Below are 24638 nucleotides of genomic sequence, written 5' to 3'. Positions count from 1 at the left end.
TTTGTTGAAATCAGAGCGAGACTGTTTTCTATCTCTTTGACCACTGAGGAGCTTTTCGGGCTTTCTTTAAGCCGAATTTTCTTCTTTCTTTGGCACGCGGATCTCTTTTTAAGAACCCTGCAGATTTTATTTTTTTTCTTAATTCTGGATTATCGTCTACAAGTGATCTTGCCACACCGTGTCTTATAGCTTCGGCTTGCGAGCTTATACCACCGCCCTTTACCAAAACAGAGATTTTAAATTTTTTTTCCGGTTTTATTTTATGGATAGCTTCGCTAGCAATTGTTCTTAGTGTTTCGGTTGGAAAATAATCTTTCAGATCTTTATTGTTGACTGTGATCGAGTTTTTTCCAGCTTCTGTGATTCTAACTCTAGCTACCGATGTCTTTCTCCGCCCTACGGCCTCTATGTATTTTTCAACCTGTTTTTTTTGTCTGTCTTGGTTTGTCATTATTCTTTTATGGTTAAATTTTTTATTCTATTCGATCTTAATTTATTTTTTGGAAGCATCCCGTAAATCGCTCCCCTTAATGCTTCAGACACCCCTCTTCTACTGATTAAATTTTCTAGATTTTCTGACTTCAACCCGCCGGGATATCCGGTGTATCTTCTGTATTCCTTATCCCCCCTTTTCTTTTCCGTAATGACCATTCTTGCGGCGTTTATTATCTCGACCCGATTGTCTGGACTTGGGGCTCCCCCCTTTTTGTAATCGGGCTTATTTTTACCCATAAGAAAGATGGCGGCTTCAGATGCCACTCGGCCTATTTTTTTATTTTTTGCGTCAATGGTGGTTGCCATGGTTTATATAAAAATTAAACTAATTCTATCAAAGACATTTTGCTATCGTCGCTATTTCTTCTTTGTAACTTTGTTATCCTTGTGTAACCACCCCTTCTTTCTTTATACTTTGGTCCCAGGATATCAAACATCTTTTTCGCGCCGTCTGTTCCAATTTTTGAGACAACCATTCTTCTTGCAGGAATTGTGTTTTTCTTGCTTTGGGTTATCAGACGTTCAACATATGGTCTCAAGGCCTTAGCTTTTGTTTCAGTCGTCTTAATTTTTTCATGCAAGACCAAAGATCGAGCCAGTGATTTCATTAGAGCCCCTCTCTGGTTTTTTTCTCTACCAAGTTTTTTGTTCCTGTCGTGATGTCTCATGTTGTAAAAATATTTTAACCTCGTTTTAAGGTTAGCCCGTGTTCGGCAAGGATTTTTTTAATTTCCTCTACGCCCTTAGGTCCCAAACCTTCGATTTCTAACAAGTCTTTGTCTTTTTTCTTTGAAAGTCCGCCGATTGTTTTGATATTTGCCGCTGATAGAGCGTTTAAGGTTCTTGTTGAGATATCCAGAGAATCAATTTTAGTTTTCAGAATATCTTCATCTGGAGATTTTTCCTGTTTCTCTTCAGCGGTCATAATTCTTTCTTCTTGGAAACCAACCACGGCTTTTAATTGATTTATCATAATTTCTATTGATTTCTCAAGTGCGGCTTTGGGTGTAACACTGCCATCTGTCTCAATTGAAACTCTCAACCTGTTGAAATCAGTTCGGTCACCAACGCGCATGTTTTCAACTTCGTAACTAACTCTTCTGATTGGTGTAAAAATTGCATCAAGAGCGATTGTTCCTATGTCAACCTTGTCTTTTTGTAAAACTTCTTTTGGCACATAACCAAGACCGCTTTCCACGTTCATTTCTATGTCTAATGTCGTATTTTTGTCGGTCAGGTGTGCGATTACAAGATCAGTGTTCATAATTTCTAATTGCCCTGGAACCTCTATGTCTCCAGCTCTCACTTCTCCTTCTTTTTTGACCTTCAGATGCATGGTTTGCGCCCCTTCAGCCAAAAATTTTATTCTGATTTTCTTTAAATTTAAAATTATTGTGATCACGTCCTCTTTCACACCCTTTAAGGTTGAAAACTCGTGTTCTGCTCCAGAAATTTTAACTGAAGTTATTGCCGCTCCCGGCAGAGAAGAAAGAATGATTCTTCGAAGAGAGTTACCAAGCGTGTGTCCGTATCCAGGATAGAGCCCGTCTATTTCATATATTCCTGAAGTTCCATCTTCTGAAATTATTTTTGGCTTTGACGGTAAGACGATGTCGTGATAAATCATAAAATATTTAAATTTACTTGCTACTAATTTGATTTAACGAAATTAACGACTGTAAAACTCCAAAACCGAATTCAGGTCAAAAAGTAGACTGTCGGATTTTTTTAGATCAGGTTTTGAAATCAGTGTTATTTCTTTTTTATTGATATCAAACTCAATCCAGTCCGGGATGGATTGTTTATTAGGGTTTTTTTCCAAGTCAGTAAATATACCCTTTCCCAAGCTCTGGCTTCTGATTGTGATTTTATCTCCTGTTTTTATTTGGCGTGAAGGAATAGTTGTTCTTTTGCCGTTTACCAAAATATGACCGTGAGAGACGATTTGTCTGGCGGCCATTTTGGTTGAGGCCAAACCAGCTCTCCAGACAATGTTATCCAGTCTGCTCTCTAAAATTTCAAAAAGATTTCCGGCCTTGTCCCCAGTCTTTTGTTTTAAGGACATCTTAACATAACCCGAAAATTGCTTTTCTGTCAATATGTAAGAATATCGGGCTTTTTGCTTTTCTCTCAACTGCTTGTTGAAATCCGTCATTTGGCTCATGTGTTTGCGATTTCTCTGTCCTCCGGATTTTTTTGCTTGAGAAAGGGTAAATTTCTGTGTTTGGGTTTTTTCAAACACAGGCGCACCAAGTCTCCTAGCTATTTTGTATTTTGGTCCAATTTTCATAGTTTTCTATTTTAAACTCGTCTTGGTCTCGGTGGTCTTGGTCCGTTATGTGGTAGTGGGGTTTCGTCTCTAACGAAAGACAAATTAATTCCTTTTGATATAAAACCTCGCACTGCTGATTCTCGGCCGGCACCAACGCCCCTGATTACAACCCCGACTTCTTTTATTCCCATTGCTTGAGCTTTTTCGCCTAAAAACTCTCCAACTTTGGCTGCGGCAAAGGGTGTTCCTCTTTTTGCTCCCTTAAAGCCAACGGCACCACTTGAACTCCACGCTAAAGTATTACCCTTGTTGTCTGTCAAATTGACCAAGGTGTTATTGAAGGTTGATTGGACTTGCAGAACCCCGTACTCCACATTTTTTTTGGAAACCGAAACATTTTTTGTTTTTGGTCCGGATTCTTGCGCTCCAGTTTTCTTTATAATTCTCTTTTTTCCCATGGTTTATTTAATACTTCAAATTCTAAATTTAAAACAAATTTTACTTCTTCTCAACAGCCCTCTTTCCGCTACCCATTGTCTTTCTGACGTTACCTCTTCTCGTTCTGGAATTTGTTTTTGTTCTCTGGCCTCTAACCGGTAATCCTCTTAAATGTCTTGTGCCTCTGTATGTTTTTATATCTTTAAGTCTTTTTATGTCAGCACTAATTTTTCTTTTCAAATCTCCCTCAACTTTGAATTTTTCAACGAGTTTTCTGATAGCGTTTTCTTCCTCAGTTTTTAGATCTTTTGATTTTTTTCCAAAATCTACCCCCGCCTCTTTTAGGATTTGTTTAGCTCTGGGGCGGCCAATGCCGTAAATTACGGTTAAACCGATTTCCAGTCTTTTTTCTTCAGGGATGTTTATACCTAATATGCGCATGATTTTAAAATGTTTTAACCTTGTCTTTGTTTGTGTCTCGGATTACTTTTACAGACTACATAAACACGTCTTTTTCTCCTGACGATCTGGCATTTCGGGCATATTTTTTTGACTGAAGCTTTAACTTTCATAAAAAAATCCGAATTTCAAATTATTCATTTGAAACTTTTCAACTCTTCTTTATTTAAATTCTTTTAACTACCCGTCCTTTACCCCCGTAAGGGTCAATTTCAACCAAAACCTTGTCGCCGACCATCACTCTGATTCTGTATAAACGCATCTTGCCAGATAAATATACCAGAAGTTCTTTGTCTTGGTTGTCGATTTTCACCTTAAACAAGGTGTCTGGTAGGGCTTCTACGACTACTCCTTGCAGGGTGCTCTTGGGACTTGATGATGGCATCAATTTAAAATTTTGGTATAACGATGACTATATTAGCAGATTATAGCTATTTGAGTCAATAGTCGAAGGTTATATTATGGAATCTTGCTCTCCACCAGCAATTAAGGGCTTTTTAGATTTGTTCTTTTATCAGAATGTCAATTTTTTTCGGATTTGAAGGAAAGCTTCTTTTCCAAAAAGGTTTTACGGTGGCTGTGGCTTGTTCTACGGCTTGGAATTTTGACAATATATCTTTCAAATCTCTCTGTTTTTTGCCCGCCAATTCTCCCTGTATTGTAAGCGGGTTTATTTGCCAAGCAAGAGAGGCGGTGCCCTTTATTTCAAAAACCACAGAACTTAAGCCAGACAAAGAATGGAATTCTTTCGGGTCTGTTATCTTGTAGACCAGTTTTTTTAAGTTCGGGATTTTTATTTCAGTTTCGTCTCGGTTTCCAAGAGCTGATTCTACCAAGACTTTCTCCAATTCTTTTTTGTTTATTTTTATTCCACTGATTTCTCCGCTTTCTCTTATCTTTACCATGTTGTTGCCACTTTCTTGCTCGGGTAGACTACTGAATCTTATTTCTAGAGACTCGGTTAGGATTATAAATTCGTCATTTGAGTCTTCGATCGCTGTTTCTTTTAGTGTTTTTTCAAGCGTGCTTCTAATTTCTTCTCTGACTGTCTTTAGGGTTTGATCATCAACTTTTTTCATTCTACCGACAAACCCTCCGGTTATCGGTGTTGCACTTCGCGCGAAAAAATTTTCATATTGGGGTAGGCCTTTAAACCCTGGAATCGTAAAGTCTGTCAGTCCGATGTTGTGTTTTTCGCCCGGCTCATCGGCATAGACCTTGACCCTTATTTGACCAGGATTTTTTTCTCCACCTTTCTCTGTCATGCCGGGGACCGTTACGCTTTCCTCGATCCTGTAAATTAATCCTGCTGGAGTTTCAAATCGGGTGTTTCTTATTAGGGTCTGTGGGTTGGTGCTGTGCTTATTATAGATGACGATTTCACCCGAGGCCTTTCTTTCAACCATTTCTTCCCCCTGGGCTTCAACGGATTTTTCGGCTTCCCTTTTGATTTGTAATATTTCAAAACTTAAATTCTCCCCTTCACGGTTCGCTATTAAGCTCAAGTCAAAGTTGTGTGAAATTTGTCTCGGAGTAATTTGTACTTCCGCTCCGCTTCTTCCAAATATTCCGAACAATAGAATTAGAAAAACCACCAGCACTCCTAGGCCTAAGAATTTATTTTTTCTTGAGAAATTAAGTTGTTTGTCGGGTCCTCCACCCTTCCAACCACCGGCCAAAGTACGAGCCAGCCGAATTCTGCCACTTCTCTCCTCTTCAGTGTTATCGGTCTTTTCCCTAGAGAGAGGAATTTTTCTAATAGTCTTTTCTTTTTCGGGTGGAACGATATCTTGAAAGGTCTGTTTTGCCATATTCTAATTTTATCTTAAAAAAATATTAACACAATCTCTAGCTGTGTATTTGTTTTAGAGAAAGTAAGCCAAGCGCAAGTGTCGGATCATATTGGTTGCCATTTAAATCTATAAAATGGGACAAAGCTTCAGATCCAAGAGAAATTATTTTCCGTTCGCCTTCTTTGCCCAGATAATTACTAATATAACTTTTGAAGAATGAGGCAAACAATGGGTCTACAGACAAAAATATGGTTTGGGGTTTGATTTTTGAATTTTCCAAAAAATTGTTTAAAGAATTTATCCAATCTTTTTCGGCAATACTTATAGTCTCACTTATTGCATTGCTGAATTTTTGTTCAGCTTTCTTATCCTGATAGATTTTTAGGAAAGAGAGAGCGATATCGGCTTCAACGCCAAATTTTTCAGCAACACTTTTCAAGAATATATTTTTGCCAAGTCCAAAATTGTAAATTCTTTTTATAACTCCATTTTTGATAATAGTTAACTCGGTTGTCTCCCCCGTGATTTCAATCAGGAGATAATTTTTGTTTTCGGGAAATAATTGCTCAATAGCGTTTAGTAGGATGAAAGAGTGTGAATGGAAATAAGATTCGCGATGGAAACGTCGAAAAATTATTTTCTCTACTTTTTCTAACCATTCAGTCCTTGCTCGGCTTTCAAAAGCTGTGGCTTTGATATCTTGAGCTCTTTTGCCTATTGGATTTTTAATCAAATAACCGTTGAGTTTTATTTGGGTCAACCATTTTTCAATGGTAACCGCGGTTTGGGTAATTATTTTTTTCTCGCTCATTTCTTTTCCGAGCAAGGCATCAATCGTTTTTTGGGTTATTAAAATTTCTTTTTCCTCTCTTGCTGAAATTTCATTAACGCCGGATACTACCCAAGGGGCAGACATTATGCAAAGTATTTTTCTTATTTGTTTATTCTTCGGAGCTACTTCTTCTTTTAGCAGATTATCAAGTATTATTTCTAGACTTTCCAAAGTTTTTTTCTCTAAAGCTTCTCTCGCAAGAGTTCCTAGGGGAAGGTATAATCTCCGGCTGAAAAGTATTTTCGGTTTTGTGTTTTGAAAATCTGTCAAAACAGCACCGACACTGTGGCTTGAGATATCAATAATCAAATCGCACTCTTTATTTTTACTTTTCCAAAGCGCTGCCATTTCTATCAATTATAACATGAGAGCGTTTTACTACTTTAGTCCAATACCGCTTTTATTCTCCTAACTCCTGCCGAAACCGCTTCTTCTTTTTTGATTTTAAATTTTCCTAGCTCGTTGGTGTTTTTAACATGTGGTCCCCCGCAGAATTCTTTGCTGATAGTATTGCCTTCTTTATCTTGAATGAAATATACCGAAACCATATCCGGGTATTTTGCGCCGAATTCCATTTCGGCGCCGATTTGTTCGGCTTCTTCCTTTTTCATTTCTTTTCTAACGACTTCAAATCCTTCTGAAATCCACTCATTTACCAAGTCCTCTATTTTTTGTTTTTCCCCATCTGTTAGTTTTCTTTCAAAAGAGAAGTCAATCCGCAGCCGTTCGGAAGTTATGTTGCTTCCCCGTTGTTTAATTTCTTTCCCTAAAATTTTTTGGAGTGCGGCGAGCAATAGATGGTGTGTGGTGTGAAGCTTAATGGTTTCCTCGCTCTCATCAGCCAGCCCCCCTTTAAATTTTTGATCCAGTCCTGATCGGGAGACTTCTTGGTGTTTCTTAAATTCTTTATCAAATTCTTCTCGGCTTAAGTTGGGAAATTCGTCGTGTATGATTTCAAACGGCAGACCAAAGCTTTCATAAAGTTTGAAAGCAGATTCAGGATTTACATTCTCAAGTTTGTCCAACTCTTTCATGCCGAGCTCAAGCGTTTGATTAAATTGCTTCCATTCTTCATTTATGACTTCCATTATTAAAACTCCGTCAAGTTCTCGATAAACATCTTTGTATTTCTCAGTTACCCAATTAATTGAATTCTTTACGATTTCAATATCAAATTGCGCCAGAATTCTTCTTACTAGTCTCCTTAAAATGTACCCAGATCCTTTATTTCCCGGGCGGACTCCGTCTGAAATGAGAAAACTTATTGAGCGGGCGTGGTCGGCCAAAACCCTTTTTTTATCTTCCGGTAAATTGTCAGGTAAGGTAACCACAAAACCGTTAAATAAGTCTGTCTCGAAAATTGTCGGAGTTTTTTGGGAAATCATGGAGAGGCGTTCGAGGCCCATTCCGGTATCAACGCCCATTTGAGCAAGCGGCTTTAATTCCTTTCCACTTTCGCCAGAGAGTAATTCTTCCCGGCTGCCTGGATAATAAAATTGGTTGAAAACAATATTCCAAACTTCAACATCTTTTCCGGTCACGTTCTTACAGTAAATTTCCGTTGTCGGGCCACAAGGGCCGCCGGAGCCGGTTGGTCCCCAGAAGACGTCTCCAATTCCCTCTTCTCGAATGTTAGTTAGGCCGAGTGACTGCCAAATTTCTTTTGACTCTTCATCTTTCGGCACGCCATGCGAGCCCTCAAAAATGGTAACGTATGAAATTTCTAAACCGAGGTCTTTTGTTATGAATTCATGAGCGTAGGAAATTGCTTCTCTTTTTCCATATCCGCCGAAAGAAAAATTTCCAAGCATTTCAAAAAAAGTCAGATGTGTCTCATCGCCAACTTCATCAATGTCGGATGTTCTCATGCATTTTTGAACTGTCGCAGTATTGAGCGATCCAAAATCTTTCATTGCGTCGCTATCGCCAAGGTAGTATGGCTTAAACTGCTGCATGCCGGCAGTTGTAAAAAGCACGGTCGGATCATTTTCTGGAATCAAAGAAGAAGATTGGATGATTTTGTGCCCCCTTTTTTCAAAAAAATTTAAAAATTTTCGACGAATTTCTCCGGAAGTCATACGTTTAAAAGTATATCATTTAGTCTTTTCAAATAAAAAAGTTGACCCTTGTTCCAGGAATGACCAAAAAGTGATAATATGTAAAGAATGAATTTTCTCGGTATTATCGGTAGTTTGCGCAAAGATTCTTATAACAGGATGCTTTTTAAGGCGTTTGGCCAAGTCTTGCCCGAAGGTGTGAACTTGAATGAAGCTGAAATAGCCGATTTACCTCTCTACAATCAAGATTTGGAAGAAGATTTTCCAAAGTCGGCAGAAAAATTGAAGAAAGTTATTGAGCAAGCAGACGGTATCATATTTTTTACTCCGGAATTTAACCGGACAATTCCTGCGCCTCTAAAAAATGCCGTAGATTGGTTTTCCCGACCCTACGGTAAAAATTCAATTGCCGGGAAACCAGTTCTTGTTTTGGGCGCAACTGTTGGAAATATCGGAACAGCACTTTCGCAATACAACTTAAAACAAGCTCTTTTATACTTGGATGCTCGGGTACTCGGCCAGCCAGAATTTTATCTCTCTGCCGCTCAAGATAAATTTAGCGCTGACGGCGAGCTTACAGATGAGGCGACAAAAGAGCGACTAAAAAAGGCGATAGATACTTTTATTGATTTTGTAAAATCTAACAGGAGTTAGAAAAGGGACTAAATTAAATCTTTTAGAATCTTGAAATCTTCTTTCAGGACGTCTTTCTTGGAGGCGTCATAGACAGCGACGGCCGGATGGAAAAGAGCGACGATTTTTATTTGGCCAAATGAGGTCTTAACATCAAAAGATTTTCCGTGAATTTTAGAAATCGTGTCCAATTCAAAATCCAAATCAAATTTATGGAAAATGTAAGCCATTGAATGGCGACCTAAAGTAGCAATGATTTTCGGCTGGATGATGTTAATTTGCCGGTCCAAAAACGGTCCGTAAAGTTCAACTTCTTCCGGCAGCGGGTCTCGATTGCCCGGCGGACGATCTTTAACTATGTTGGTTATGTAAACTTCGGAGCGTGGAATTTTTATACTTGCCAAAAGTTCGTCCAAAATTCTTCCCGATGCTCCGCAAAAAGGCCGACCGGTAGCTGCTTCATTTTTTCCCGGTGCCTCGCCGATAAACATTATTTTTGCAAAATGACTTCCCTCCCCGATAACCGGTACGTTACCTTCCGAAGTTCTGAATTCATAAAGTGGCGACCTTTTCAAATCCACCACTTCGTCCCTGATTTTTTTCATTTGTTCAAACCGTTCTGTTTTCTCTTTTTCTGGCTCTTTCATATCGCCTTTTCTTTCTTTAACTTGAAAACTTTTAACTTCTTACCTCGGTTATATTCCCCGATTTCGCCATTAGATTTTATTACTCGGTGACATGGGATTTTTGGATCATAATTTTTATTAAGAATATTTCCCACGGCCCGGAAAGCCCTAGGACTTTGGGCTTTCCGGGCCACTTCTTTGTACGTTAAAGTTTTTCCTTTTGGGATTTTTGAAACGATTTTCAAAACCCGCTCTTTGAATTTCATAAATTTTTTATTTCCCGTAATTTTGTTCGGCGAAAGAATGGTCTTTCTAAAACAAAGTCTGATCTTTAGGTTCTCGAATTTTATCGGCCGGCAAATTTTCCTTCTCCGCACCCCTTTTACTTTTAGTAGTTTTTTTTATTTGAGCGTGTTCGGGTGCGGGCGGGATTTTTGACTTGCCGACATTTCCGTATAATTCTTTTATAGCTAAAGTGGAATTTTTTCTGTAAGCGCAGTGTTCGCAATTTTCCGCCGCTTCCGGTAATTCTTTTTTTTCAAAAGTCTCAGCAATTTCAATAAGAGTATTCTCTATCCAACCGTCGTTGCCTTTGTAAGAAATTATATCAACATCGAATTCCAGCCGACCATCAAATGCTTTTTCGTCTTTCCGTCCGTTGACATAAACAAAGTAGCCGGTGTCTGAAACTTTAAAATTATTTTGCCTGAACAGCCATTGGTAAATTTCCATCTGCCTTTTATAGGCCTGTTGCCACCTGCCTTCCAAATTCGGCTTCTCACTCTTACTTGTTGCTTTGTAATCAACGATGTGGAGTTCTTTTGTCTTGTCGTTAATCCAAACATCATCAATCGCTCCGAAAACCAAAAAACCGGTTTCCGGATGCAGATATTGAATACCAGTAAAATTGTGTCGCCACTTTTCCAAATCAGGGTGCTCAAACGGCACGGCTTTGATGCCGTATTTTTCCATCATTGGGTGAGCTTGTTTTCCGGCGCGATGAATGTCAAACTCTTTTTTTAAAAGATGGTCGACCGCGCTGTTTAAGGTGAAAGCCGGCATTCCAGGTCTTTTAACTTTGAGTTTTTGGTCTAGATAAAAACACCTCTGACACTCTATAAAAAGGTCGATTTTTGACCGGCTTAATTTTTTCTGGTTTCTAGTCGGCACTTTTTAAAGTTATATTTCTGGCCCTTGATAGTCGGATGCATTTTTCTGAATTGTCTTTCTGAATTTGTCCTCAACAAACCACATTAAGGTAAAGGTCAAAAATACCAAGAAAGCGGCAAAGACAGCCAATCCGAAAAGCTTAAAACCAACAGCGATTCCAATACCACAAGACACCCAAAGTCCGGCGGCAGTGGTTAGACCTTCAAGCTTGTTTTCTTTGAGAATAATAAGTCCGGCGCCGATAAAACCGATGCCGGTTATAATGCCGGCGGCAAGACGCATTGGGTCAAAATTTGTTATGCCGATAAAGTTTTGGTTTACCAAGACAGACGAGATGATTAAAAGACAGGCGCCCATTGAAACCAAACCGAAAGTTCTAACACCGGCGACCTTGCCAGCAAAAGTTCTCTCCAACCCCAAAATAACACCAAGGGCTAAAGCCAGAATTAGCTGAAGATAAGGCATATATTCTTGTAATAACTCCATATTGATTTTTAAATTTCACAAACTAAATTTATTTCTCTTTTCACTTCATCCATTTTTTCGCCACTGATGCCTATAGATTTTAACAACCCTTCGTTATTATGCAATTTTTTGCACAAGACCTCTCCGCTTTTTAGGGCTTCTATTTTTTGCTTTTGACTTAGGGTTGTAAGGCAAGTCAGGGGGTGAAGACCGGAATCTTCTATCATGTCTTGCAGATTGCCCTCTTTGGGATAATTCCAGCCGATCATTGTCATACCTTTGCACTTTCCGTATTTAAAAGCGCTTGAAGTAAATTTGGTGTTTGTGATGAGCCAATTTTCATTGAATTTTCTTTTCCCTCCATAATCGTATTCTTTCTGCAACAGGTCCTCAAAACGGGCTTGAACATAGAGTGCCACCTTTAAATCGCTTCTGATCCCGTGTTCATTGTGAAATTTTGCCTCTATCGCAATAAGTTTGTTTTCATTGAACGCCAGAACATCAAGCTCGTGTTCGGCACATTGGCCAGTGACAATTTCTCCAACCAGAGTTTGATAACCTTTTTCTTTTAAAATTTCAGCGATGAATTTTTCAAAAGGAAACCCAGACGGTCCGAGCGCTAACACTGCGTTTTTTAAAGAATAACTGACGGCTACTTTTTTCGAATGTTTCTCCAATAAAAATGCCGAGTGCTTGGAGATTTGGTCGGAACTCATTCCGTCTTTCAGCTCTCTTTGTATGTGTTCTGCTATTTCTACAGCGAGACCTTGGTTGGCGCCGGAATTGATCAAAGAATTAATTAGCTTTTCTTTGTCAAAATCTTCCAACCGTCTGTCTGCTTTTAAAATTTTTGTCATTTTAAATTATTGTAAATTTAAATATTTTCTTTTGTTTAAAACATGTTCTTCATGAGTCGCAGCGTAATACATATTACCGAGTTTGTCAGACAAAAAATACAAGAATTTTGTCTCAACCGGTTCAATTGCCGCCAAAATCGCGTCGATGCTGGGGTTGGCAATCGGGGTCGGTGGTAGACCGGCGTAGACATAAGTGTTGTATGGTGAATCTATCTTTAAATCCTCGCTTGTCAGTTGGTAAGTATTTTTTCCGTTTATATATTTGAAGGTCACATCGACTTGAAGTGGCATGCCGATTTCAAGTCGGCGCCAAAGTATACCGGAAATGATACGCCGAGTTTCCGGATCTCTGGCCTCGGTCTCTACTATCGAGGCCAAGCTGATGATTTCCTCTATCGGCTTGCCGAAATCTTTTAGCATATCTTCTATCTTTGAAATTCTTTGCTGAAAATTTCTTTGCATTACGTCTATTATCAACTCAACTTTTGCATTTGGCGGTAAAAAATAGGTATCCGGAAATAAAAACCCCTCACTTTCTTGTGCTGTTTTTACGAAATGGTGTTTATCAAATTCTGGAAGTTCTGTGGCCAGAATTTCTGCTATTTCAAAAACATTTAACCCTTCGGGAATCGTAATTCTGATTGGTGATAATCCGAAGTCCCCGTCTCTTAATCTTTTTGCAACCTCAAAAGCGTTTTCTGGCTGGTTGAAAAAGTATTCGCCGGATTTAATTCCTCTCTCCCCCCTTAGTAGGATCGCGGCGTTTCTAAACCAAAAAGCTGATTTGACAATGTTTTCTTCTTGAAGACCAAAAGATATTCGGTTTAAAGTTTCGCCACCTTGAACAGAAAAAATTGATGACTCTGGAAAGTTTGTTGGTGCGGCAAAAAAAGCATTGAAGAAAAATAAAAAAGCGACCAAAGCCAAAATACCAAAATGCGCTATGACGAATTTTGTTTTCTTTTTTCGCCAAGCAGAAAAATATCGATTTAAAAAGTTTTTAATAGATAATTTCACTCTCTCTTTTAATTGTTTGAGATTGTTGATTTGCATCTTAGACTGGCAAATTTGGTGGCGGTTTGGCTTTACGTGAGCCAATTCTTGATAAGGTTGGGGTGGAAGCGATTTTGCCTGGGAAATGATATATGGTTGCGAGTTCTTCGGTTGTTAGGATAAATGGCTTGGTGCGGTAATTTTTATATGGAGGTTGGAAAAACGATCTCATCTTATATGCTTCAAGCATTTGGTATTCCAGTTTTGACCTCCTTTTGTCCATCATTTTATTTAAAGGCGGAAAAAAAATACTTCCAATATTTATCCAATCTTTTTCATTGTCGGTGTGGTCGGTATATAGTCCGAGCTGAAAGCCGTTCAGGTTGTTTGAATTATATTGCCTTATGCTACCTATGAGACCAGGTATTGCAATTTCGTTAAAGGACTCTTTTTTACTGATGTAAAAAGCTCTTATCATGCAGTCAAAGGCAAATTTACCCAAACTTCTTTCAATTGCCGTTATCTTTTCTTTTTCCATCTCCGTCATCATTCTCATGTGAGCTGAATCAAGCATCATGTCTGCTTGTATTTTTTGTATCTCTTTTTGGGCCTCATTTTTCCAATTCTGTTTTTTAAATAATCGTCCCTCTCTCAAGCCCTCTTTTTTGTGAGCTTGGATTAAAATCTGAATCCACACCTGTTCTCCCTCTTTCATTGAGCCGAGATATTCTATGACTGAAGCAAATGGGTCAACTTTGTATTCTTCTTCTTTTGTCTCTTTTTCCAATCCGTAGTCAATATAAGTTTTTATCGGATAGACATCCTTTTCTTTAAGACCGTAATAAGTCCCCCACATTATCATATTTTTTGGATCATGTTTGACAGCGGTTGTGTAGTCGTTGGCTTCATATATCTCCACATCTTGATATTGGGCGTAAATCTGGGTTTCAATCAGATTCTTGTATTTTGCCTGCGCCCAGATGAAAAATCTGACTTCCCCACCTTGTGAAATAATTTCCAGCGAAAACCACGGCTTTATCTTGCCGAGGATGTAAGTATCGGTATAAGTTACCGCTCCCGTTTGGTAAAGGGACATCAAAAATATCTCCATTGCTACTGGAGACTTGATTATTTCTCTTGGCATTTTTATTTCAAGAAGCACGTATTCTTGTTTGAAAATATAACGAGTCCGTATGTATCTAAGCCAAGAGCTGAAAAAAAGAAAGCCCAAAAGAAAAGGGCTTGCAATAACCAAAGCGAAAAACGTTATTTTTATAGATTGTGAAAATACGAGAGAGAATTGGTTAAAAATTTCAACCATGAGCTATATTTTAGCCCAACATGTTTATTTCGCCAATACCGTTTAAACAACAGAGTATCTTCCTTCTTTATCTTTTCTGAAAAACTTTGGATTTTGTAGATTTACTAATACGGTGTTTGGTTGAACGTGTCTTTTTTCTAAGACTTTTTCTATAACTTCTTTTCTTGGTAGGGGGCCCTCTTTTTCTATAACTTCTTTTATTACATCTCGGACAATGCCCGGGGTGTATCCCCACTCGGTTAAGGCATAAAGTCCCCTGCCGACTAGGACAAATCTTTTATCTTTTATAAGTTCGTTGTGGGTTGTAGCGGCATGAGCTTTTTTCTTGAAAGTTTCTTCTATCAATTTGGCAACTTCCCTGAAATGGAGAGGTGAGCCGTGTTTCCTGACCACAAGATAAGCGTAATCTTTTATGCCTTTTGTTCTGATGTTTGAGGAACTGGCTTTGCCCCAATCACCCAACATATTTTTGCCAATTTTCTTTGAAAGTGTGAGCCACCTTTTGGCAATTTCTTCGTTCTTGTATTCCTCGGATACATCTTGGATGTGTTCAAGGAACATTTTTACAATCTCTGATTCAGGAACTATTTTTTCATCTTCTAGATTTTCATATAACTTCTTTAGGGCGTTGTGGATTTTGTCGGCTAATTCCGGCTCAATATGCCAACGGTGGTGAAATTCTTCATCCTCTTTCATCTTTTTGAAATGATGAGATATCACAAGCATAAAATGGACATGGTTTTGGACGCTCTTGTCTTTGGAGATATGTTCTAGAAAATCATTTTCCTTGACAATTCCACCGAATGATTTAAGCGCTTTTTTCAGCTCTTCATAGGCCGATGCCTCATTCTCGTATTCTTTTGATTTTCTGATGAATTTTAATGAGTATTCTTCAACCTGCCTGACCCTTTCTCTAGTAATGTCATATTTTTGGCCAATAGATTCGAGAGTCAACTTTTTAGGGCTTTTTCCAAGACCAAATCTTAGGGTCAGAATATTAGCCGCTCTTTTGGGCATAATGGCCAAGAGTTTTTGATTCAACTCTTTCGGGTCAAAGCTAAGCGTATTATTTGTATGACTTGTTTGTGTTGGCATAATCTAAAAAATATTATCAAATTATGAACGATACTTTAGCACCTTTGGTTTTTTAAGTCAATACAATACTCAAAATCTTGCCTTTGATATAAATTATTTTTTTGACTTCTCTATTCGCCAGCCACTTTTTTACTGCCTCCGACTCAAGGGCTTTTGATTTTATCTCATCTTCTGAAGCATCATTCTCTACTTCCAGAATGTCTCTTATTTTTCCGTCAATTTGGATACCGATTTTTGTTTTACTCCCCTGTATTTTGGACTGATCGTATTTTGGCCATAAGGTCAGATGGATAGAACGTGGATTGCCAAGTTTGTGCCACAATTCTTCAGTCAAATGCGGAGCGAATGGCGCAAGTAGTACGAGTAGGATTTCGAATTCTTTTCTGAAAATTTTTTCCTGTTTTGTTAAAGCGTTTACAAAAATCATAAGTTGACTTACAGCGGTGTTTATTTTTAAGCTCTCAATATCTTCCCCAACTTTTTTGATTGTCTGATGCATTAAATTTTCAATTTCTGGATTTGGTTTTTTTTGTGTTTTGTCATTTGTAATTTGTAATTTGTTTTTTAAATTCCAAACTTTTTCCAAAAACCTGCGGACGCCAACAATTCCATCTGTTGACCATGGGAAAGAGCCGACTTCATTAAATGGACCGATGAAAGCCAGGTACATTCTGATAGTGTCCGCGCCAAGATTTCGCACTATTTCGTCCGGATCAACGATATTGCCTTTTGATTTGCTCATTTTGTTGCCGTCCGGCCCTAGAATCAGCCCACGGTTCATGCGCGTTTTGTATGGCTCTTCGTCCTTTACTAAACCAAAATCATACAAAGCTTTTTGCCAAAAACGTGAATACAGAAGATGCATTGTGTTGTGTTCCGCCCCGCCGGAATAGAAATCAACCGGCATCCAATTTTCCATTTTCTTTTTTGAAGCGAATTCTTTTTTGTTTTTTGGATCAGTGTAACGGAGGAAGTACCACGAAGAATCAACAAAAGTATCAAGCGTGTCAGTTTCCCTTTCCGCTTTTCCTTTGCAATTTGGACATTTAACATTCACCCACTTTTCTGCTTTGGCAAGTGGCGACCTGCCGTCGTCGCGAGGCAGATAATCTTTTATTTCGGGCAATTTCACAGGCAAATCTTTATCTGGCACCGGAACTTGACCGCATTTTTCGCAGTGAATGATCGGAATCGGCACGCCCCAGTATCTCTGGCGTGACACTCCCCAATCGCGGAGTTTATATTTAACAACTTTTTTTCCGAAGTCTTCAAAACCGGCAGGGGTGTAATCTTTTATGATTGGTAAATTAAATTTCTCCGCAAACTCCTGATCTCTTTTATCATCAGCTGGCACGGCCATAATTGCGCCGGTGCCATAGCCGGACAAAACATAATCTGCAACGAAGATCGGAATTTCTTCTTTTGTTGCCGGATTTATGGCTTTTATTCCCTTAAGTTCAACGCCACTCTTCTCCTTTCCTTCCGCCGTTCTTTCAATTTCTGTCTTTTTTTTCGATTGATCAACGTATTTCTGAATTTCAGATTTGTTCGTTATTTGTGACTCGTTATTTGTGATTTGTTCTTGTATAAATTCGTGTTCTGGTGCAAGCACTAGATAAGTTGCTCCAAAAATCGTATCCGGACGTGTTGTAAAGACTTTTATAGCTGCTAGCTTTTGGCTTTTAGCTTTTAGTTTGGAATTTTTCTGAAAGCTAGCAGCTAACAGCTGAAATTCTATTTCAGCGCCGTCGCTTTTTCCTATCCAATTTCTTTGCGAATTTTTTATTGGCTCCGGCCAAGACAAGTTATCTAAACCGCTTAACAGTCTTTCCGCGTAGTCAGTAATTTTTAAATTCCATTGCAGAATTTCTTTTTTTTCAACTTCACTGTCACAGCGTTCGCATTTTCCATCCACCACTTGCTCGTTAGCGAGCACAGTTTTACAACTCGGGCACCAATTTGCTGGAGTTTTCTTTTGATAAGCTAAACCTTTTTTAAAAAACTCCGTAAACATCCATTGCGTAAAGCAGTAATATTCTGGATCTGCCGTGATGATTTTGCGAGACCAATCAAAAGAAGCCCCCATGCTTTGGAGCTGGTTTTCCATGTATTTGATATTGTCGTAAGTCCACTTTCGCGGGTTCAATCCTTTTTTTATCGCCGCATTTTCTGCCGGAAGACCGAAAGCGTCAAACCCTATCGGAAACATGACATTTTCGCCCGACATTCTTTTGTAGCGAGCGAAAATATCCGGCACTGAAAAGGCATACCAGTGCCCGACATGAAGATTGCCTGAAGGATATGGGATTTCTACTAGAGTATAAAAATTTTTCTTGCCCTTATTTTTATCGGTGGTTTTATAAATTTTACTTTTAGCCCATTCTCTCTGCCATTTTTTCTCTATTTTCTTGTGGTCGTATTCTTTCATATAACTTTTGAAAATAATACAAGAGAAACAAACTATTAGCAAAAAAACTTTTTTCCAAGGACTCCCCTTGCCAGCATGGCAAGGGGAGTCCTTGACATGTTTTTATCTTTTCGAATAAAGTTCGGGGTCAATCGTCCGTTCAAAGCAATAACGGCCCGCTTCGTGAGTCCAGACATCTTCCTTTACCCCGATAGCTTCAGGCATTAACGGACGCATCGCGATCGTGTTTACCCCATTTTTTCTTGAGGATAAATTAAATTCGGCGCAAAGTTCAAAAGACAAAGGTTTGTTCAAAATACGATATTCGTATTCTTCCCCGCTTTGTGGGTCTTTCGGCACGACAAAACCGGAAATCGGGTCAGACAAATCGGCAAGAGCTTCCGGTAGCTCTCCTTTTTGTTGCCAGAAATTTACAATCTGCCACTGAATATTTTGCAAGTCATTAACTTTATTTTGGTCAATTCTCAAAAGACGCTGGGTTCTAGGCGAGCCCATAATGGAAAATCCGGCAACAATCAAAGCCAGAATAATCAAACCGGAAATCCAAGCAAACACCTTGTTTCTTTTCGGTGTAGTTTTGTCGCGCAGGTCAGATATGTAATAGCCGAAAACTGCCAAAGCCACAAAAAGCACCGACAGAGCTTTCAATATAAATCCTAGAGTTATTATTTCCCCGCCCAAGAAAGCAATCAGGACAACAATCAAGTCCACAATGATGACAATGCCGGCGACAAAGAGGGTGATATAAACCAGCCATTTTCTAATCCAAGAATTTCTTTTTTCTGGCGCAGTTTTGTATTCCCTGTTTAAAAGCCAAGACAGAATTATAAAAATCGGAAAAACGACAATCAAAGTTGCGACTGGTCCGCTCAAACTTGATTCATAAAATCCATAATAAAAATCTTCTCGCGGGAAAAGGTGGTCAATGACTCGCCAGGCCAGATTAATAAAAGCGACTGCTATGGCGTAAAGCGTCGCAATAACGCCAAGATGCAAAAAGAAATCTTTTGGTGAGGTTTTCATATTTCCAATTCTAGCATTTTTTGGTAAAATTTACACAATTATGGAAGATTTTTTAGGGAATAGTTGGAGAAAACTGCATCGCGAGCAAACTCAAACTGTCGGTCTTGAGGAGCTTGGCAAAGAAGCCAAAATATACGAGGATTTGAAAAGTTGTATAAAAAACCTGCCCGATTCCCTTTCCGAACAGACCCGCGAGGATATAGAGGATAATTTTCAAGCTCTTCAAGAAAGTATTGCGAACTATATTCAAACTGTTTTTGCTTTTAATAAAACAAATGAGGAAACTCCAAAAGATGTGATGTTGAGATTGGAGACGAGAGCCGCAGTTTTGCCCACAACGCTTTAATTGATCAGCTAAATATTCTAGCCCGCCTTATGAAAAATTCAGAACTTGACACATCGTGGAGAGATATGATAGGATATAATAGGACTGATGTCCAAAAGTGGGCTCAAGAAGTTGATAGACACGTAAACATCAAAGAAGGAGAGAACTAATGAGCGAGAATGAAGTTGATTGGTCCGTGGTGTTGGAGAACCTAAAGGATGAGTGCTTTAGGAGACCGGAGGTTTTAAAGCCGCTTTGGGATCGGGTGCTTGAGTCGGCGATCATGCTTTGTACAGGCCGATTCCGCAGGGCTTGGGACAAAGAGATAGGCGGTTTCAGAGAGCTTCCAGAGTCTGACAAGAAGCTAGAAGATCAATTCCAGGCCAACTTCAATGAAGCCAAGAGGAGGTTGATTGAAAAATGCAAAGAGTTCGGCCTGGATCCTCCGGATTTTCAGGCCTCAGACATTTGCGAGACTTTCGTCCGCTGACCCCCGCCCAGAGTGGTGGGGGTTTTTCATTTTTGTTTTTAACCTTAAACTCTATAGCACCACCATCTTTATTTAACAGAAAACCCACCTCTCGCGACGTGAATTTTCCGTGTTGAGATGGTGGGTGGGCCTGATTACTGATTAATCAGGAAACAACCGTCCGTATTGCTCCTTTTTCATTACGAGCACATACGGATGTTTCCGATGAATCACACACGCGTATTTGACGACCCCACCGATGATGACAGCTGTGGGAATGAATGTCCACCACAGTGAGGGTGCTTTTTGCACACACCACAGTGGGAACATGAGCATGAATCCACACCACATCCCGATGATCAGGATCATCGTTCCGACCTGCTCCTCTCTCACTTCCTTTTTCGAATTCCACATCTTCATGGAATACTCCTTTCGTTTTTCGTTCAGGTCAGGGATTATCATTACGTCCTACTTTGTATAGTATAGCATATTGGTATTAAATTGTCAATCAAAATACTTGACAAATTACTTATTTCTTGATAAGCTAATAATAGAGCGAGTTCCTTGTTGTGGACTTGCTGATACATACACGGCCTTAGGCCGAGGAGTAGAAAAATGACGAAGTCAGAACCCACTGTGTTGGAAGGCGACCATCTCCTCCATCTGGTGGAACCGCAGAAGGTGAACGCCACGGATGTGAAGGGATGCGTCGAGATTCGTACAGACGTCAGCAACGTCAGCAACCCCTTCTTTCGGAAGGGAGGGGAAGAGCGTGAATACATCAGCCCTCACGAACTCATGGACCTGCTGATCAATGATGGTTGGAAGGTCGTCACTGTCGCCTACAAGCGAAAGGACGGTACGCCCAACTTCGGCCACGAACCCACGATCAACCACGTTCTGGTGGCTGTCCTGATCAAGGTCTGAAGCACAAGCTTTCATCGATATGCTTTGACGATGAGCCCCGATTTCGGTCGGGGTTTTTCATTTTTGTTTTTAACCTTAAACTCAATCACCCCATACCAAAGCAGAGCTTGGTATGGGGCAGGCATCCCATCAAATTTTAAATTCTACGATCCGTTCGACTCGCGCAAGCGCTCCCTCAGGATCTCCGAATTTAAAATCTAAACTCATTCGGGTTTAGATTTTAAATTCTACGACATCTCCGTCTTGAACTATGTATTGCTTTCCTTCAGTACGAATAAGTCCTTTTTCTCGAGCGGCGGCATAGGAACCGACTTCCAACAGCTTTTGCCAATTTATAACTTCGGCGCGAATAAATTTATCGCGGAAGTCGCTGTGGATGGCCGCGCCGGCGATTGGCGCAGTTGAATCTTGTTTTATGGTCCAAGCGCGGGTCTCGTCTTCGCCCGTTGTGAAAAAAGTGATTAGCTTCAATAGCTCATAGCTTTTTTTAATAAATTCGTCCAAACCTTTGCCGAAAATCGCGTCAATTTCCAGATATTCTCCGGGAATTTTAGACAGATCAGAGAGCGACCTATCTCCAGCTTCCGAAACGTTTAAAACATAAAGCGTCGGTTTGATTGAAAGCAGATGAAGACCTTTGATTGCTGATTTTTCTTTTTCATTCAATTCAATCTGTCTTGCCGCTTTCCCCTGTTCAAGATCAGCTTTCAATTTCAACAAAATTTCTTTTTCAAAAATTACTTCTTTTAACCGACTGGCGGATCCTGTTTTCGCTTCCCTTTCAATATTGCTTAATCGTTTATTGACCGTTTCAAGGTCGGCCATAACAAGTTCTAAATTTATGATTTCAATGTCGGAGAGCGGTTCAATCTTGCCTTCCACGTGAGTTATTTTATCGTCTTTAAAGTTTCTGACGACCTGGGCAATAGCGTCCACCTCGCGGATGTGCGATAAAAACTTATTCCCTAAACCTTCGCCGATAGAGGCGCCTTTGACCAGGCCGGCAATATCAACAAATTCAACGGCAGCAGGAATTGTCTTTTTTGATTTTGAGAATTCTGAAAGTTTGTCCAGTCGCTCGTCGGGAACGGCAACTACGCCGACCGAAGGGTCAATGGTGCAAAAGGGATAATTCTCAGCCGGTACCGATTTTTTGGTCAAGGCGTTAAAAAGCGTGCTTTTCCCTACATTTGGAAGACCGACAATTCCGATTTTCATAAAAGTTTTAAAATTTTGGAAGTGAGAAAGCCGGCATCGTCTGTTTGGACGTTACCGGCTTGTGTTCCCCTCTCGACTGACTTTATTGCAAGTCGCCATCACGAGCTCTCCCTTGCTATCTTGGTTGCCTTGACCGGGTCTGAACGAAAGACTCTGTTGAGCTGTATGCACTCCTCGTTCAGAGTTCTGATTTCAAGCTCGGCCTCTCTAACTTGCGTCTGGAGTTCTTGAGTCAAGGTGTTGTCCTCGTCTCTATTTTCAGCTTCTGCAAGCTCTGCCTTGAGAGACGCAAGCGCTCTTTCCTTGGCCTCACGCTCTCTTCTGCGCTCGGCGTACTCTTGTAGAGCTCTAAGACCGTCTCCATTCTCGCTCATGATTTCTACCTCCTTTCTTTGCGGGCGGGTTTTGGGTTGGGGCACACTTTCTTCTACTTTTAAAATAATATATCAGCCGAAAAAGTCAAGGTTTTTGTCAAGTAAATTTAGAGCGCCGTAAAGCCCGCCGAAATCACCGAGAGTGGCTTTTTTGAGTGGTGGTAGTTTAGGCAGAACCTTGTTTATTTTTTTAAGTTCCTGTTCAATGCCTTTAATCGGTATTGCTGGGTTGCCGGTTATCATTGAACCGCCTAAAACCACGACATCCGGCATCCAGTGTAAAATTGAATTATAAATACCGACGGAAAGCGGCTGGCACAAATCGCGCCACACCTTAGGCGATAGGACTTCTTTCGGCTCTTTTTTGTATTTTTTTCTTATGGCGGTGCCGGAAGCGATGTCTTCTAATTTTATTTTTTTTCTCCAGTCAATAATTTGATTGCCTGGTTCAAAACCAAAAGCTGATTTGGCAATTTGGCTATCCACAATCCGTGTTCCGCCGATGCCACTTGAGACCGTGATGTATTGGACGATTGAAAAATTCTTGCCAGCACCAAAGTTGGCTTCGCCCAATCCAACCAAAGCCGAGTCATTGGTGATTAAGGCGCGCCTGTCGGTTTTTTTCTTAAGAAGTGAAGCGGTTTTTTCTCCCCGGCTTTTGTCTAAGACGGCTGTTACCCCGCCGGCAAAACCTTCTATTTTTTTGCCTTTTGAAATTTTTTCTGATTCTTCAATAATCAAATCCACCGCCTTTTCCAAGGTCTTTGGACTTTTTAAAATTTTCTGGCCGAAAAACTTCTTCTTGTCCGAAGTTCCAGCGACTCTTAAATTGGTTTTCCCGAGGTCAAAGAGAATATACATGATAGATTTCTAATAACTTATAACTAAATTACAAACTGATTAATTTTATGTTGAACGTTAATTGTTATTTGTTAAAAGTTTCTTGAATTTTTCTACCATTGGCACTTGCTCTGGCTCGGCGTTATAGAGGCGGGCAATATTAAGCGCTGTCCAATCGGCGAGCAAAAGCGAATTGAAAATTGCCACAGACCTTGATTCTTGGATTTGGTGTTCATTTATAGACAACTTTCTGTCTTTGAGCATTTTTGCCGTTATCTCCATCCTCTTTTGGATTCGCGGGTGGTCGTCGCCGTCTTTTATAAAAATGAAGAAAAAATTTTCGGAAAGTTCTCGGTTTTCAGGAGTGTAATCAAAGCTCGTCATTTCGTTATGATTTAATTCGGGAAAAATATTGAAGAAAGCCGGAATTTTTGCCGTTTCGTTAAATTTTATTTTCCAAATTTCGGCAATTGCTCTGTTTTTCTCCGAAGCATAAATTATTGGTATTTTGCCTTTTATCTTTTCCGCCAATTCTTCACCTTGGTCTTCAAAATTGAGTGGATTTAAAATTCTGGCTAATTCTTTTAATTCTGGTAATAGGTTAGGACTGGTCAGTTTCAAGAGAGCCATTAAAGACCACCCCAGAGCCATTCTCGGCTGAATGTCGGAATCCGGCAATTTTATGAAAGGCAATTTTTTCTCCAGAGCAATTTCCAAAAGTCGGCCGTCCTTAGTGATGACTGCTGTGTTTAATTTTTGCGCAAGAGCTTTCTCCAGAAAATCTATCGTCTCTTCGGTATTGCCGGAAAAGGAACTTGCGATAAATAAAATTTCTTCTGGATTTTTGTTGGCGAGTAACGGCAGGCCGTAATTTTTATGGATAGTTATGTCCAAATTTTCGGAAATCGCTTTTAAAATTTCTGCTGACAGGCGCGAGCCCCCCATACCGCCGACTACAAAACTTTTAGCCGGTTTTAGATTATCGGAATTTTCAATTGTCGGCTCAAAGTTAAATTGCTCGGCAAAATTTCTTATTGATTCTTGCATGATAATAGCATACCATTTGAAAAGCATATTTTTAAGTTAGATGTCTCAAATAAACAATAAAATATTTAAAACTTACGATATTCGAGGTGTTTATCCGTCTGAATTAGACGAAAAAACCGCTTTTGTTATTGGCCAAACCTGCGCTAAGTATTTTGCAAGCGGAACTTTTGTTGTTGCTTACGACGCGCGTTTAAGCTCGAAGAAGCTATTCAAGAGTTTTCTTAATGGGTTCCAAAAAACGACAACGCAGACCAAAAAAAAATTTAAGATTGAAATAGTGGGGCTCTCTACTACGCCGATGTATTATTTTTTAGTTAATTATTTCAAAGCGGTTGGCGGTGCGATGGTTACAGCTTCTCACAATCCAAAAGAATACGGTGGTTTTAAAATTGTCGGCAAAAAAGCCAGAATGATTGGGGGGAAAGAAATAGAAAGAATAATAGAAGGCGTTAAGATTTAGGCACTAGACGCTAGGAAAATT

32 protein-coding genes are annotated in these 24638 nt (G+C 39.7%); 5 read left to right on the top strand and 27 right to left on the bottom strand.

Translation table 11 applies throughout. From position 1 onward, the window contains the following. Positions 1-28: 28 nt before the first annotated feature. The 12 genes from rpsI to QY304_01340 all read right to left on the bottom strand — a co-directional run bounded on the left by rpsI (position 29) and on the right by QY304_01340 (position 8367). Positions 29-451: a 30S ribosomal protein S9 gene (gene rpsI / locus QY304_01395; protein WKZ26738.1), complete on the bottom strand. Its 423-nt coding sequence runs from the start codon at positions 449-451 to the stop codon at positions 29-31. Continuing rightward, on the bottom strand, positions 451-801 hold the full coding sequence (gene rplM, locus QY304_01390) for a 50S ribosomal protein L13 (protein WKZ26737.1): 351 nt from the start codon (positions 799-801) through the stop codon (positions 451-453). Before rplM ends, rpsI begins: the two co-directional genes overlap by 1 nt. A 14-nt stretch (positions 802-815) precedes the next feature. Then, positions 816-1163: a 50S ribosomal protein L17 gene (rplQ, locus tag QY304_01385; protein ID WKZ26736.1), complete on the bottom strand. Its 348-nt coding sequence runs from the start codon at positions 1161-1163 to the stop codon at positions 816-818. A 14-nt stretch (positions 1164-1177) separates the two neighbouring features. Continuing rightward, the gene (locus QY304_01380; GenBank protein WKZ26735.1) at positions 1178-2122 is read right to left on the bottom strand and encodes a DNA-directed RNA polymerase subunit alpha; all 945 of its coding nucleotides are present in this window, start codon (positions 2120-2122) and stop codon (positions 1178-1180) included. A 42-nt stretch (positions 2123-2164) separates the two neighbouring features. Beyond that, positions 2165-2785, bottom strand: a complete 621-nt coding sequence (gene rpsD / locus QY304_01375; protein WKZ26734.1) for a 30S ribosomal protein S4 — start codon at positions 2783-2785, stop codon at positions 2165-2167. Positions 2786-2796: 11 nt separating this feature from the next. Next, the gene (gene rpsK, locus QY304_01370) at positions 2797-3225 is read right to left on the bottom strand and encodes a 30S ribosomal protein S11 (GenBank protein WKZ26733.1); all 429 of its coding nucleotides are present in this window, start codon (positions 3223-3225) and stop codon (positions 2797-2799) included. A gap of 40 nt (positions 3226-3265) precedes the next feature. Then, positions 3266-3649 carry a 30S ribosomal protein S13 gene (rpsM, locus tag QY304_01365; protein WKZ26826.1) on the bottom strand — a complete coding sequence of 128 codons (384 nt, stop codon included), beginning with the start codon at positions 3647-3649 and terminating at the stop codon, positions 3266-3268. Positions 3650-3660: 11 nt separating this feature from the next. Then, entirely contained in the window at positions 3661-3777 is a 117-nt protein-coding gene (rpmJ, locus tag QY304_01360) for a 50S ribosomal protein L36 (protein WKZ26732.1), read from the bottom strand. A 53-nt stretch (positions 3778-3830) separates the two neighbouring features. Then, positions 3831-4049: a translation initiation factor IF-1 gene (infA, locus tag QY304_01355; GenBank protein WKZ26731.1), complete on the bottom strand. Its 219-nt coding sequence runs from the start codon at positions 4047-4049 to the stop codon at positions 3831-3833. A gap of 112 nt (positions 4050-4161) precedes the next feature. Next, on the bottom strand, positions 4162-5475 hold the full coding sequence (locus QY304_01350; protein WKZ26730.1) for a hypothetical protein: 1314 nt from the start codon (positions 5473-5475) through the stop codon (positions 4162-4164). A gap of 37 nt (positions 5476-5512) precedes the next feature. Then, positions 5513-6637, bottom strand: a complete 1125-nt coding sequence (locus QY304_01345; protein WKZ26729.1) for a hypothetical protein — start codon at positions 6635-6637, stop codon at positions 5513-5515. 35 nt (positions 6638-6672) lie between these two features. Then, positions 6673-8367: an alanine--tRNA ligase gene (locus QY304_01340; protein WKZ26728.1), complete on the bottom strand. Its 1695-nt coding sequence runs from the start codon at positions 8365-8367 to the stop codon at positions 6673-6675. A gap of 87 nt (positions 8368-8454) precedes the next feature. Between QY304_01340 and QY304_01335 the strand changes: the two genes are divergently transcribed. Further along, the gene (locus QY304_01335) at positions 8455-9000 is read left to right on the top strand and encodes an NAD(P)H-dependent oxidoreductase (GenBank protein WKZ26727.1); all 546 of its coding nucleotides are present in this window, start codon (positions 8455-8457) and stop codon (positions 8998-9000) included. Between the two features lie 8 nt (positions 9001-9008). Here QY304_01335 and QY304_01330 read toward each other — a convergent pair whose 3' ends face one another. The 10 genes from QY304_01330 to QY304_01285 form a co-directional block, all read right to left on the bottom strand. Next, complete coding sequence (locus QY304_01330; protein WKZ26726.1) at positions 9009-9626, bottom strand: uracil-DNA glycosylase; 618 nt, start codon at positions 9624-9626, stop codon at positions 9009-9011. Next, positions 9623-9871 carry an MGMT family protein gene (locus QY304_01325; protein ID WKZ26725.1) on the bottom strand — a complete coding sequence of 83 codons (249 nt, stop codon included), beginning with the start codon at positions 9869-9871 and terminating at the stop codon, positions 9623-9625. The genes QY304_01330 and QY304_01325 overlap by 4 nt, the downstream gene beginning before the upstream one ends. A 46-nt stretch (positions 9872-9917) precedes the next feature. Beyond that, positions 9918-10667 carry a PD-(D/E)XK nuclease family protein gene (locus QY304_01320; GenBank protein WKZ26724.1) on the bottom strand — a complete coding sequence of 250 codons (750 nt, stop codon included), beginning with the start codon at positions 10665-10667 and terminating at the stop codon, positions 9918-9920. A 117-nt stretch (positions 10668-10784) separates the two neighbouring features. Beyond that, on the bottom strand, positions 10785-11261 hold the full coding sequence (locus QY304_01315; GenBank protein WKZ26723.1) for an MgtC/SapB family protein: 477 nt from the start codon (positions 11259-11261) through the stop codon (positions 10785-10787). A gap of 8 nt (positions 11262-11269) precedes the next feature. Further along, positions 11270-12097, bottom strand: coding sequence for a restriction endonuclease (locus QY304_01310; protein ID WKZ26722.1), 828 nt, complete (start codon positions 12095-12097; stop codon positions 11270-11272). A 6-nt stretch (positions 12098-12103) separates the two neighbouring features. Continuing rightward, entirely contained in the window at positions 12104-13150 is a 1047-nt protein-coding gene (gene mltG / locus QY304_01305) for an endolytic transglycosylase MltG (protein WKZ26721.1), read from the bottom strand. A gap of 1 nt (position 13151) precedes the next feature. After that, positions 13152-14411, bottom strand: a complete 1260-nt coding sequence (locus tag QY304_01300; GenBank protein WKZ26720.1) for a hypothetical protein — start codon at positions 14409-14411, stop codon at positions 13152-13154. Between the two features lie 42 nt (positions 14412-14453). Next, the gene (locus tag QY304_01295; GenBank protein WKZ26719.1) at positions 14454-15506 is read right to left on the bottom strand and encodes a sigma factor-like helix-turn-helix DNA-binding protein; all 1053 of its coding nucleotides are present in this window, start codon (positions 15504-15506) and stop codon (positions 14454-14456) included. Positions 15507-15558: 52 nt separating this feature from the next. After that, the gene (locus QY304_01290) at positions 15559-17934 is read right to left on the bottom strand and encodes a class I tRNA ligase family protein (GenBank protein ID WKZ26718.1); all 2376 of its coding nucleotides are present in this window, start codon (positions 17932-17934) and stop codon (positions 15559-15561) included. Positions 17935-18036: 102 nt separating this feature from the next. After that, on the bottom strand, positions 18037-18957 hold the full coding sequence (locus QY304_01285) for a DUF5671 domain-containing protein (GenBank protein ID WKZ26717.1): 921 nt from the start codon (positions 18955-18957) through the stop codon (positions 18037-18039). 40 nt (positions 18958-18997) lie between these two features. On the opposite strand from QY304_01285, the gene QY304_01280 reads away from it, so the two are divergent. Then, a complete protein-coding gene (locus QY304_01280; GenBank protein ID WKZ26716.1) occupies positions 18998-19303 on the top strand; it encodes a hypothetical protein in 306 nt (101 codons plus the stop codon). 148 nt (positions 19304-19451) lie between these two features. Then, complete coding sequence (locus QY304_01275) at positions 19452-19772, top strand: hypothetical protein (GenBank protein WKZ26715.1); 321 nt, start codon at positions 19452-19454, stop codon at positions 19770-19772. A gap of 141 nt (positions 19773-19913) precedes the next feature. On the opposite strand, the gene QY304_01270 is transcribed toward QY304_01275, so the two are convergent. Then, positions 19914-20213 (bottom strand): hypothetical protein, encoded by a 300-nt coding sequence (locus QY304_01270; protein ID WKZ26714.1) that lies wholly within the window; start codon positions 20211-20213, stop codon positions 19914-19916. Positions 20214-20366: 153 nt separating this feature from the next. On the opposite strand from QY304_01270, the gene QY304_01265 reads away from it, so the two are divergent. Then, positions 20367-20678, top strand: coding sequence for a hypothetical protein (locus QY304_01265; GenBank protein WKZ26713.1), 312 nt, complete (start codon positions 20367-20369; stop codon positions 20676-20678). A gap of 213 nt (positions 20679-20891) precedes the next feature. On the opposite strand, the gene ychF is transcribed toward QY304_01265, so the two are convergent. The 4 genes from ychF to QY304_01245 form a co-directional block, all read right to left on the bottom strand. Next, entirely contained in the window at positions 20892-21896 is a 1005-nt protein-coding gene (gene ychF, locus QY304_01260; protein WKZ26712.1) for a redox-regulated ATPase YchF, read from the bottom strand. A gap of 98 nt (positions 21897-21994) precedes the next feature. Next, complete coding sequence (locus tag QY304_01255) at positions 21995-22270, bottom strand: hypothetical protein (GenBank protein ID WKZ26711.1); 276 nt, start codon at positions 22268-22270, stop codon at positions 21995-21997. Between the two features lie 72 nt (positions 22271-22342). After that, positions 22343-23131 carry an ROK family protein gene (locus QY304_01250; GenBank protein WKZ26710.1) on the bottom strand — a complete coding sequence of 263 codons (789 nt, stop codon included), beginning with the start codon at positions 23129-23131 and terminating at the stop codon, positions 22343-22345. Between the two features lie 57 nt (positions 23132-23188). After that, complete coding sequence (locus QY304_01245; GenBank protein WKZ26709.1) at positions 23189-24184, bottom strand: bifunctional phosphoglucose/phosphomannose isomerase; 996 nt, start codon at positions 24182-24184, stop codon at positions 23189-23191. 13 nt (positions 24185-24197) lie between these two features. On the opposite strand from QY304_01245, the gene QY304_01240 reads away from it, so the two are divergent. Next, positions 24198-24617: a hypothetical protein gene (locus tag QY304_01240; GenBank protein WKZ26708.1), complete on the top strand. Its 420-nt coding sequence runs from the start codon at positions 24198-24200 to the stop codon at positions 24615-24617. The last annotated feature ends 21 nt before the right edge of the window (positions 24618-24638 follow it).

The sequence above is a fragment of the Candidatus Paceibacterota bacterium genome, from assembly GCA_030583745.1.
Lineage (GTDB): Bacteria > Patescibacteriota > Minisyncoccia > Phycocordibacterales > BOKC01 > BOKC01.
Note: the sequence above shows the minus strand (reverse complement) of the source record. Positions and strands in the feature narration are given on the sequence as shown.

Bases quoted from the DNA above. Each gene is read 5' to 3' on its own strand.
- rpsI (WKZ26738.1), bottom strand. From the start codon at position 451: ATGACAAACCAAGACAGACAAAAAAAACAGGTTGAAAAATACATAGAG.
- rplM (WKZ26737.1), bottom strand. From the start codon at position 801: ATGGCAACCACCATTGACGCAAAAAATAAAAAAATAGGCCGAGTGGCA.
- rplQ (WKZ26736.1), bottom strand. From the start codon at position 1,163: ATGAGACATCACGACAGGAACAAAAAACTTGGTAGAGAAAAAAACCAG.
- QY304_01380 (WKZ26735.1), bottom strand. From the start codon at position 2,122: ATGATTTATCACGACATCGTCTTACCGTCAAAGCCAAAAATAATTTCA.
- rpsD (WKZ26734.1), bottom strand. From the start codon at position 2,785: ATGAAAATTGGACCAAAATACAAAATAGCTAGGAGACTTGGTGCGCCT.
- rpsK (WKZ26733.1), bottom strand. From the start codon at position 3,225: ATGGGAAAAAAGAGAATTATAAAGAAAACTGGAGCGCAAGAATCCGGA.
- rpmJ (WKZ26732.1), bottom strand. From the start codon at position 3,777: ATGAAAGTTAAAGCTTCAGTCAAAAAAATATGCCCGAAATGCCAGATC.
- infA (WKZ26731.1), bottom strand. From the start codon at position 4,049: ATGCCATCATCAAGTCCCAAGAGCACCCTGCAAGGAGTAGTCGTAGAA.
- QY304_01350 (WKZ26730.1), bottom strand. From the start codon at position 5,475: ATGGCAAAACAGACCTTTCAAGATATCGTTCCACCCGAAAAAGAAAAG.
- QY304_01345 (WKZ26729.1), bottom strand. From the start codon at position 6,637: ATGGCAGCGCTTTGGAAAAGTAAAAATAAAGAGTGCGATTTGATTATT.
- QY304_01340 (WKZ26728.1), bottom strand. From the start codon at position 8,367: ATGACTTCCGGAGAAATTCGTCGAAAATTTTTAAATTTTTTTGAAAAA.
- QY304_01335 (WKZ26727.1), top strand. From the start codon at position 8,455: ATGAATTTTCTCGGTATTATCGGTAGTTTGCGCAAAGATTCTTATAAC.
- QY304_01330 (WKZ26726.1), bottom strand. From the start codon at position 9,626: ATGAAAGAGCCAGAAAAAGAGAAAACAGAACGGTTTGAACAAATGAAA.
- QY304_01325 (WKZ26725.1), bottom strand. From the start codon at position 9,871: ATGAAATTCAAAGAGCGGGTTTTGAAAATCGTTTCAAAAATCCCAAAA.
- QY304_01320 (WKZ26724.1), bottom strand. From the start codon at position 10,667: ATGCCGGCTTTCACCTTAAACAGCGCGGTCGACCATCTTTTAAAAAAA.
- QY304_01315 (WKZ26723.1), bottom strand. From the start codon at position 11,261: ATGGAGTTATTACAAGAATATATGCCTTATCTTCAGCTAATTCTGGCT.
- QY304_01310 (WKZ26722.1), bottom strand. From the start codon at position 12,097: ATGACAAAAATTTTAAAAGCAGACAGACGGTTGGAAGATTTTGACAAA.
- mltG (WKZ26721.1), bottom strand. From the start codon at position 13,150: ATGCAAATCAACAATCTCAAACAATTAAAAGAGAGAGTGAAATTATCT.
- QY304_01300 (WKZ26720.1), bottom strand. From the start codon at position 14,411: ATGGTTGAAATTTTTAACCAATTCTCTCTCGTATTTTCACAATCTATA.
- QY304_01295 (WKZ26719.1), bottom strand. From the start codon at position 15,506: ATGCCAACACAAACAAGTCATACAAATAATACGCTTAGCTTTGACCCG.
- QY304_01290 (WKZ26718.1), bottom strand. From the start codon at position 17,934: ATGAAAGAATACGACCACAAGAAAATAGAGAAAAAATGGCAGAGAGAA.
- QY304_01285 (WKZ26717.1), bottom strand. From the start codon at position 18,957: ATGAAAACCTCACCAAAAGATTTCTTTTTGCATCTTGGCGTTATTGCG.
- QY304_01280 (WKZ26716.1), top strand. From the start codon at position 18,998: ATGGAAGATTTTTTAGGGAATAGTTGGAGAAAACTGCATCGCGAGCAA.
- QY304_01275 (WKZ26715.1), top strand. From the start codon at position 19,452: ATGAGCGAGAATGAAGTTGATTGGTCCGTGGTGTTGGAGAACCTAAAG.
- QY304_01270 (WKZ26714.1), bottom strand. From the start codon at position 20,213: ATGATAATCCCTGACCTGAACGAAAAACGAAAGGAGTATTCCATGAAG.
- QY304_01265 (WKZ26713.1), top strand. From the start codon at position 20,367: ATGACGAAGTCAGAACCCACTGTGTTGGAAGGCGACCATCTCCTCCAT.
- ychF (WKZ26712.1), bottom strand. From the start codon at position 21,896: ATGAAAATCGGAATTGTCGGTCTTCCAAATGTAGGGAAAAGCACGCTT.
- QY304_01255 (WKZ26711.1), bottom strand. From the start codon at position 22,270: ATGAGCGAGAATGGAGACGGTCTTAGAGCTCTACAAGAGTACGCCGAG.
- QY304_01250 (WKZ26710.1), bottom strand. From the start codon at position 23,131: ATGTATATTCTCTTTGACCTCGGGAAAACCAATTTAAGAGTCGCTGGA.
- QY304_01245 (WKZ26709.1), bottom strand. From the start codon at position 24,184: ATGCTTTTCAAATGGTATGCTATTATCATGCAAGAATCAATAAGAAAT.
- QY304_01240 (WKZ26708.1), top strand. From the start codon at position 24,198: ATGTCTCAAATAAACAATAAAATATTTAAAACTTACGATATTCGAGGT.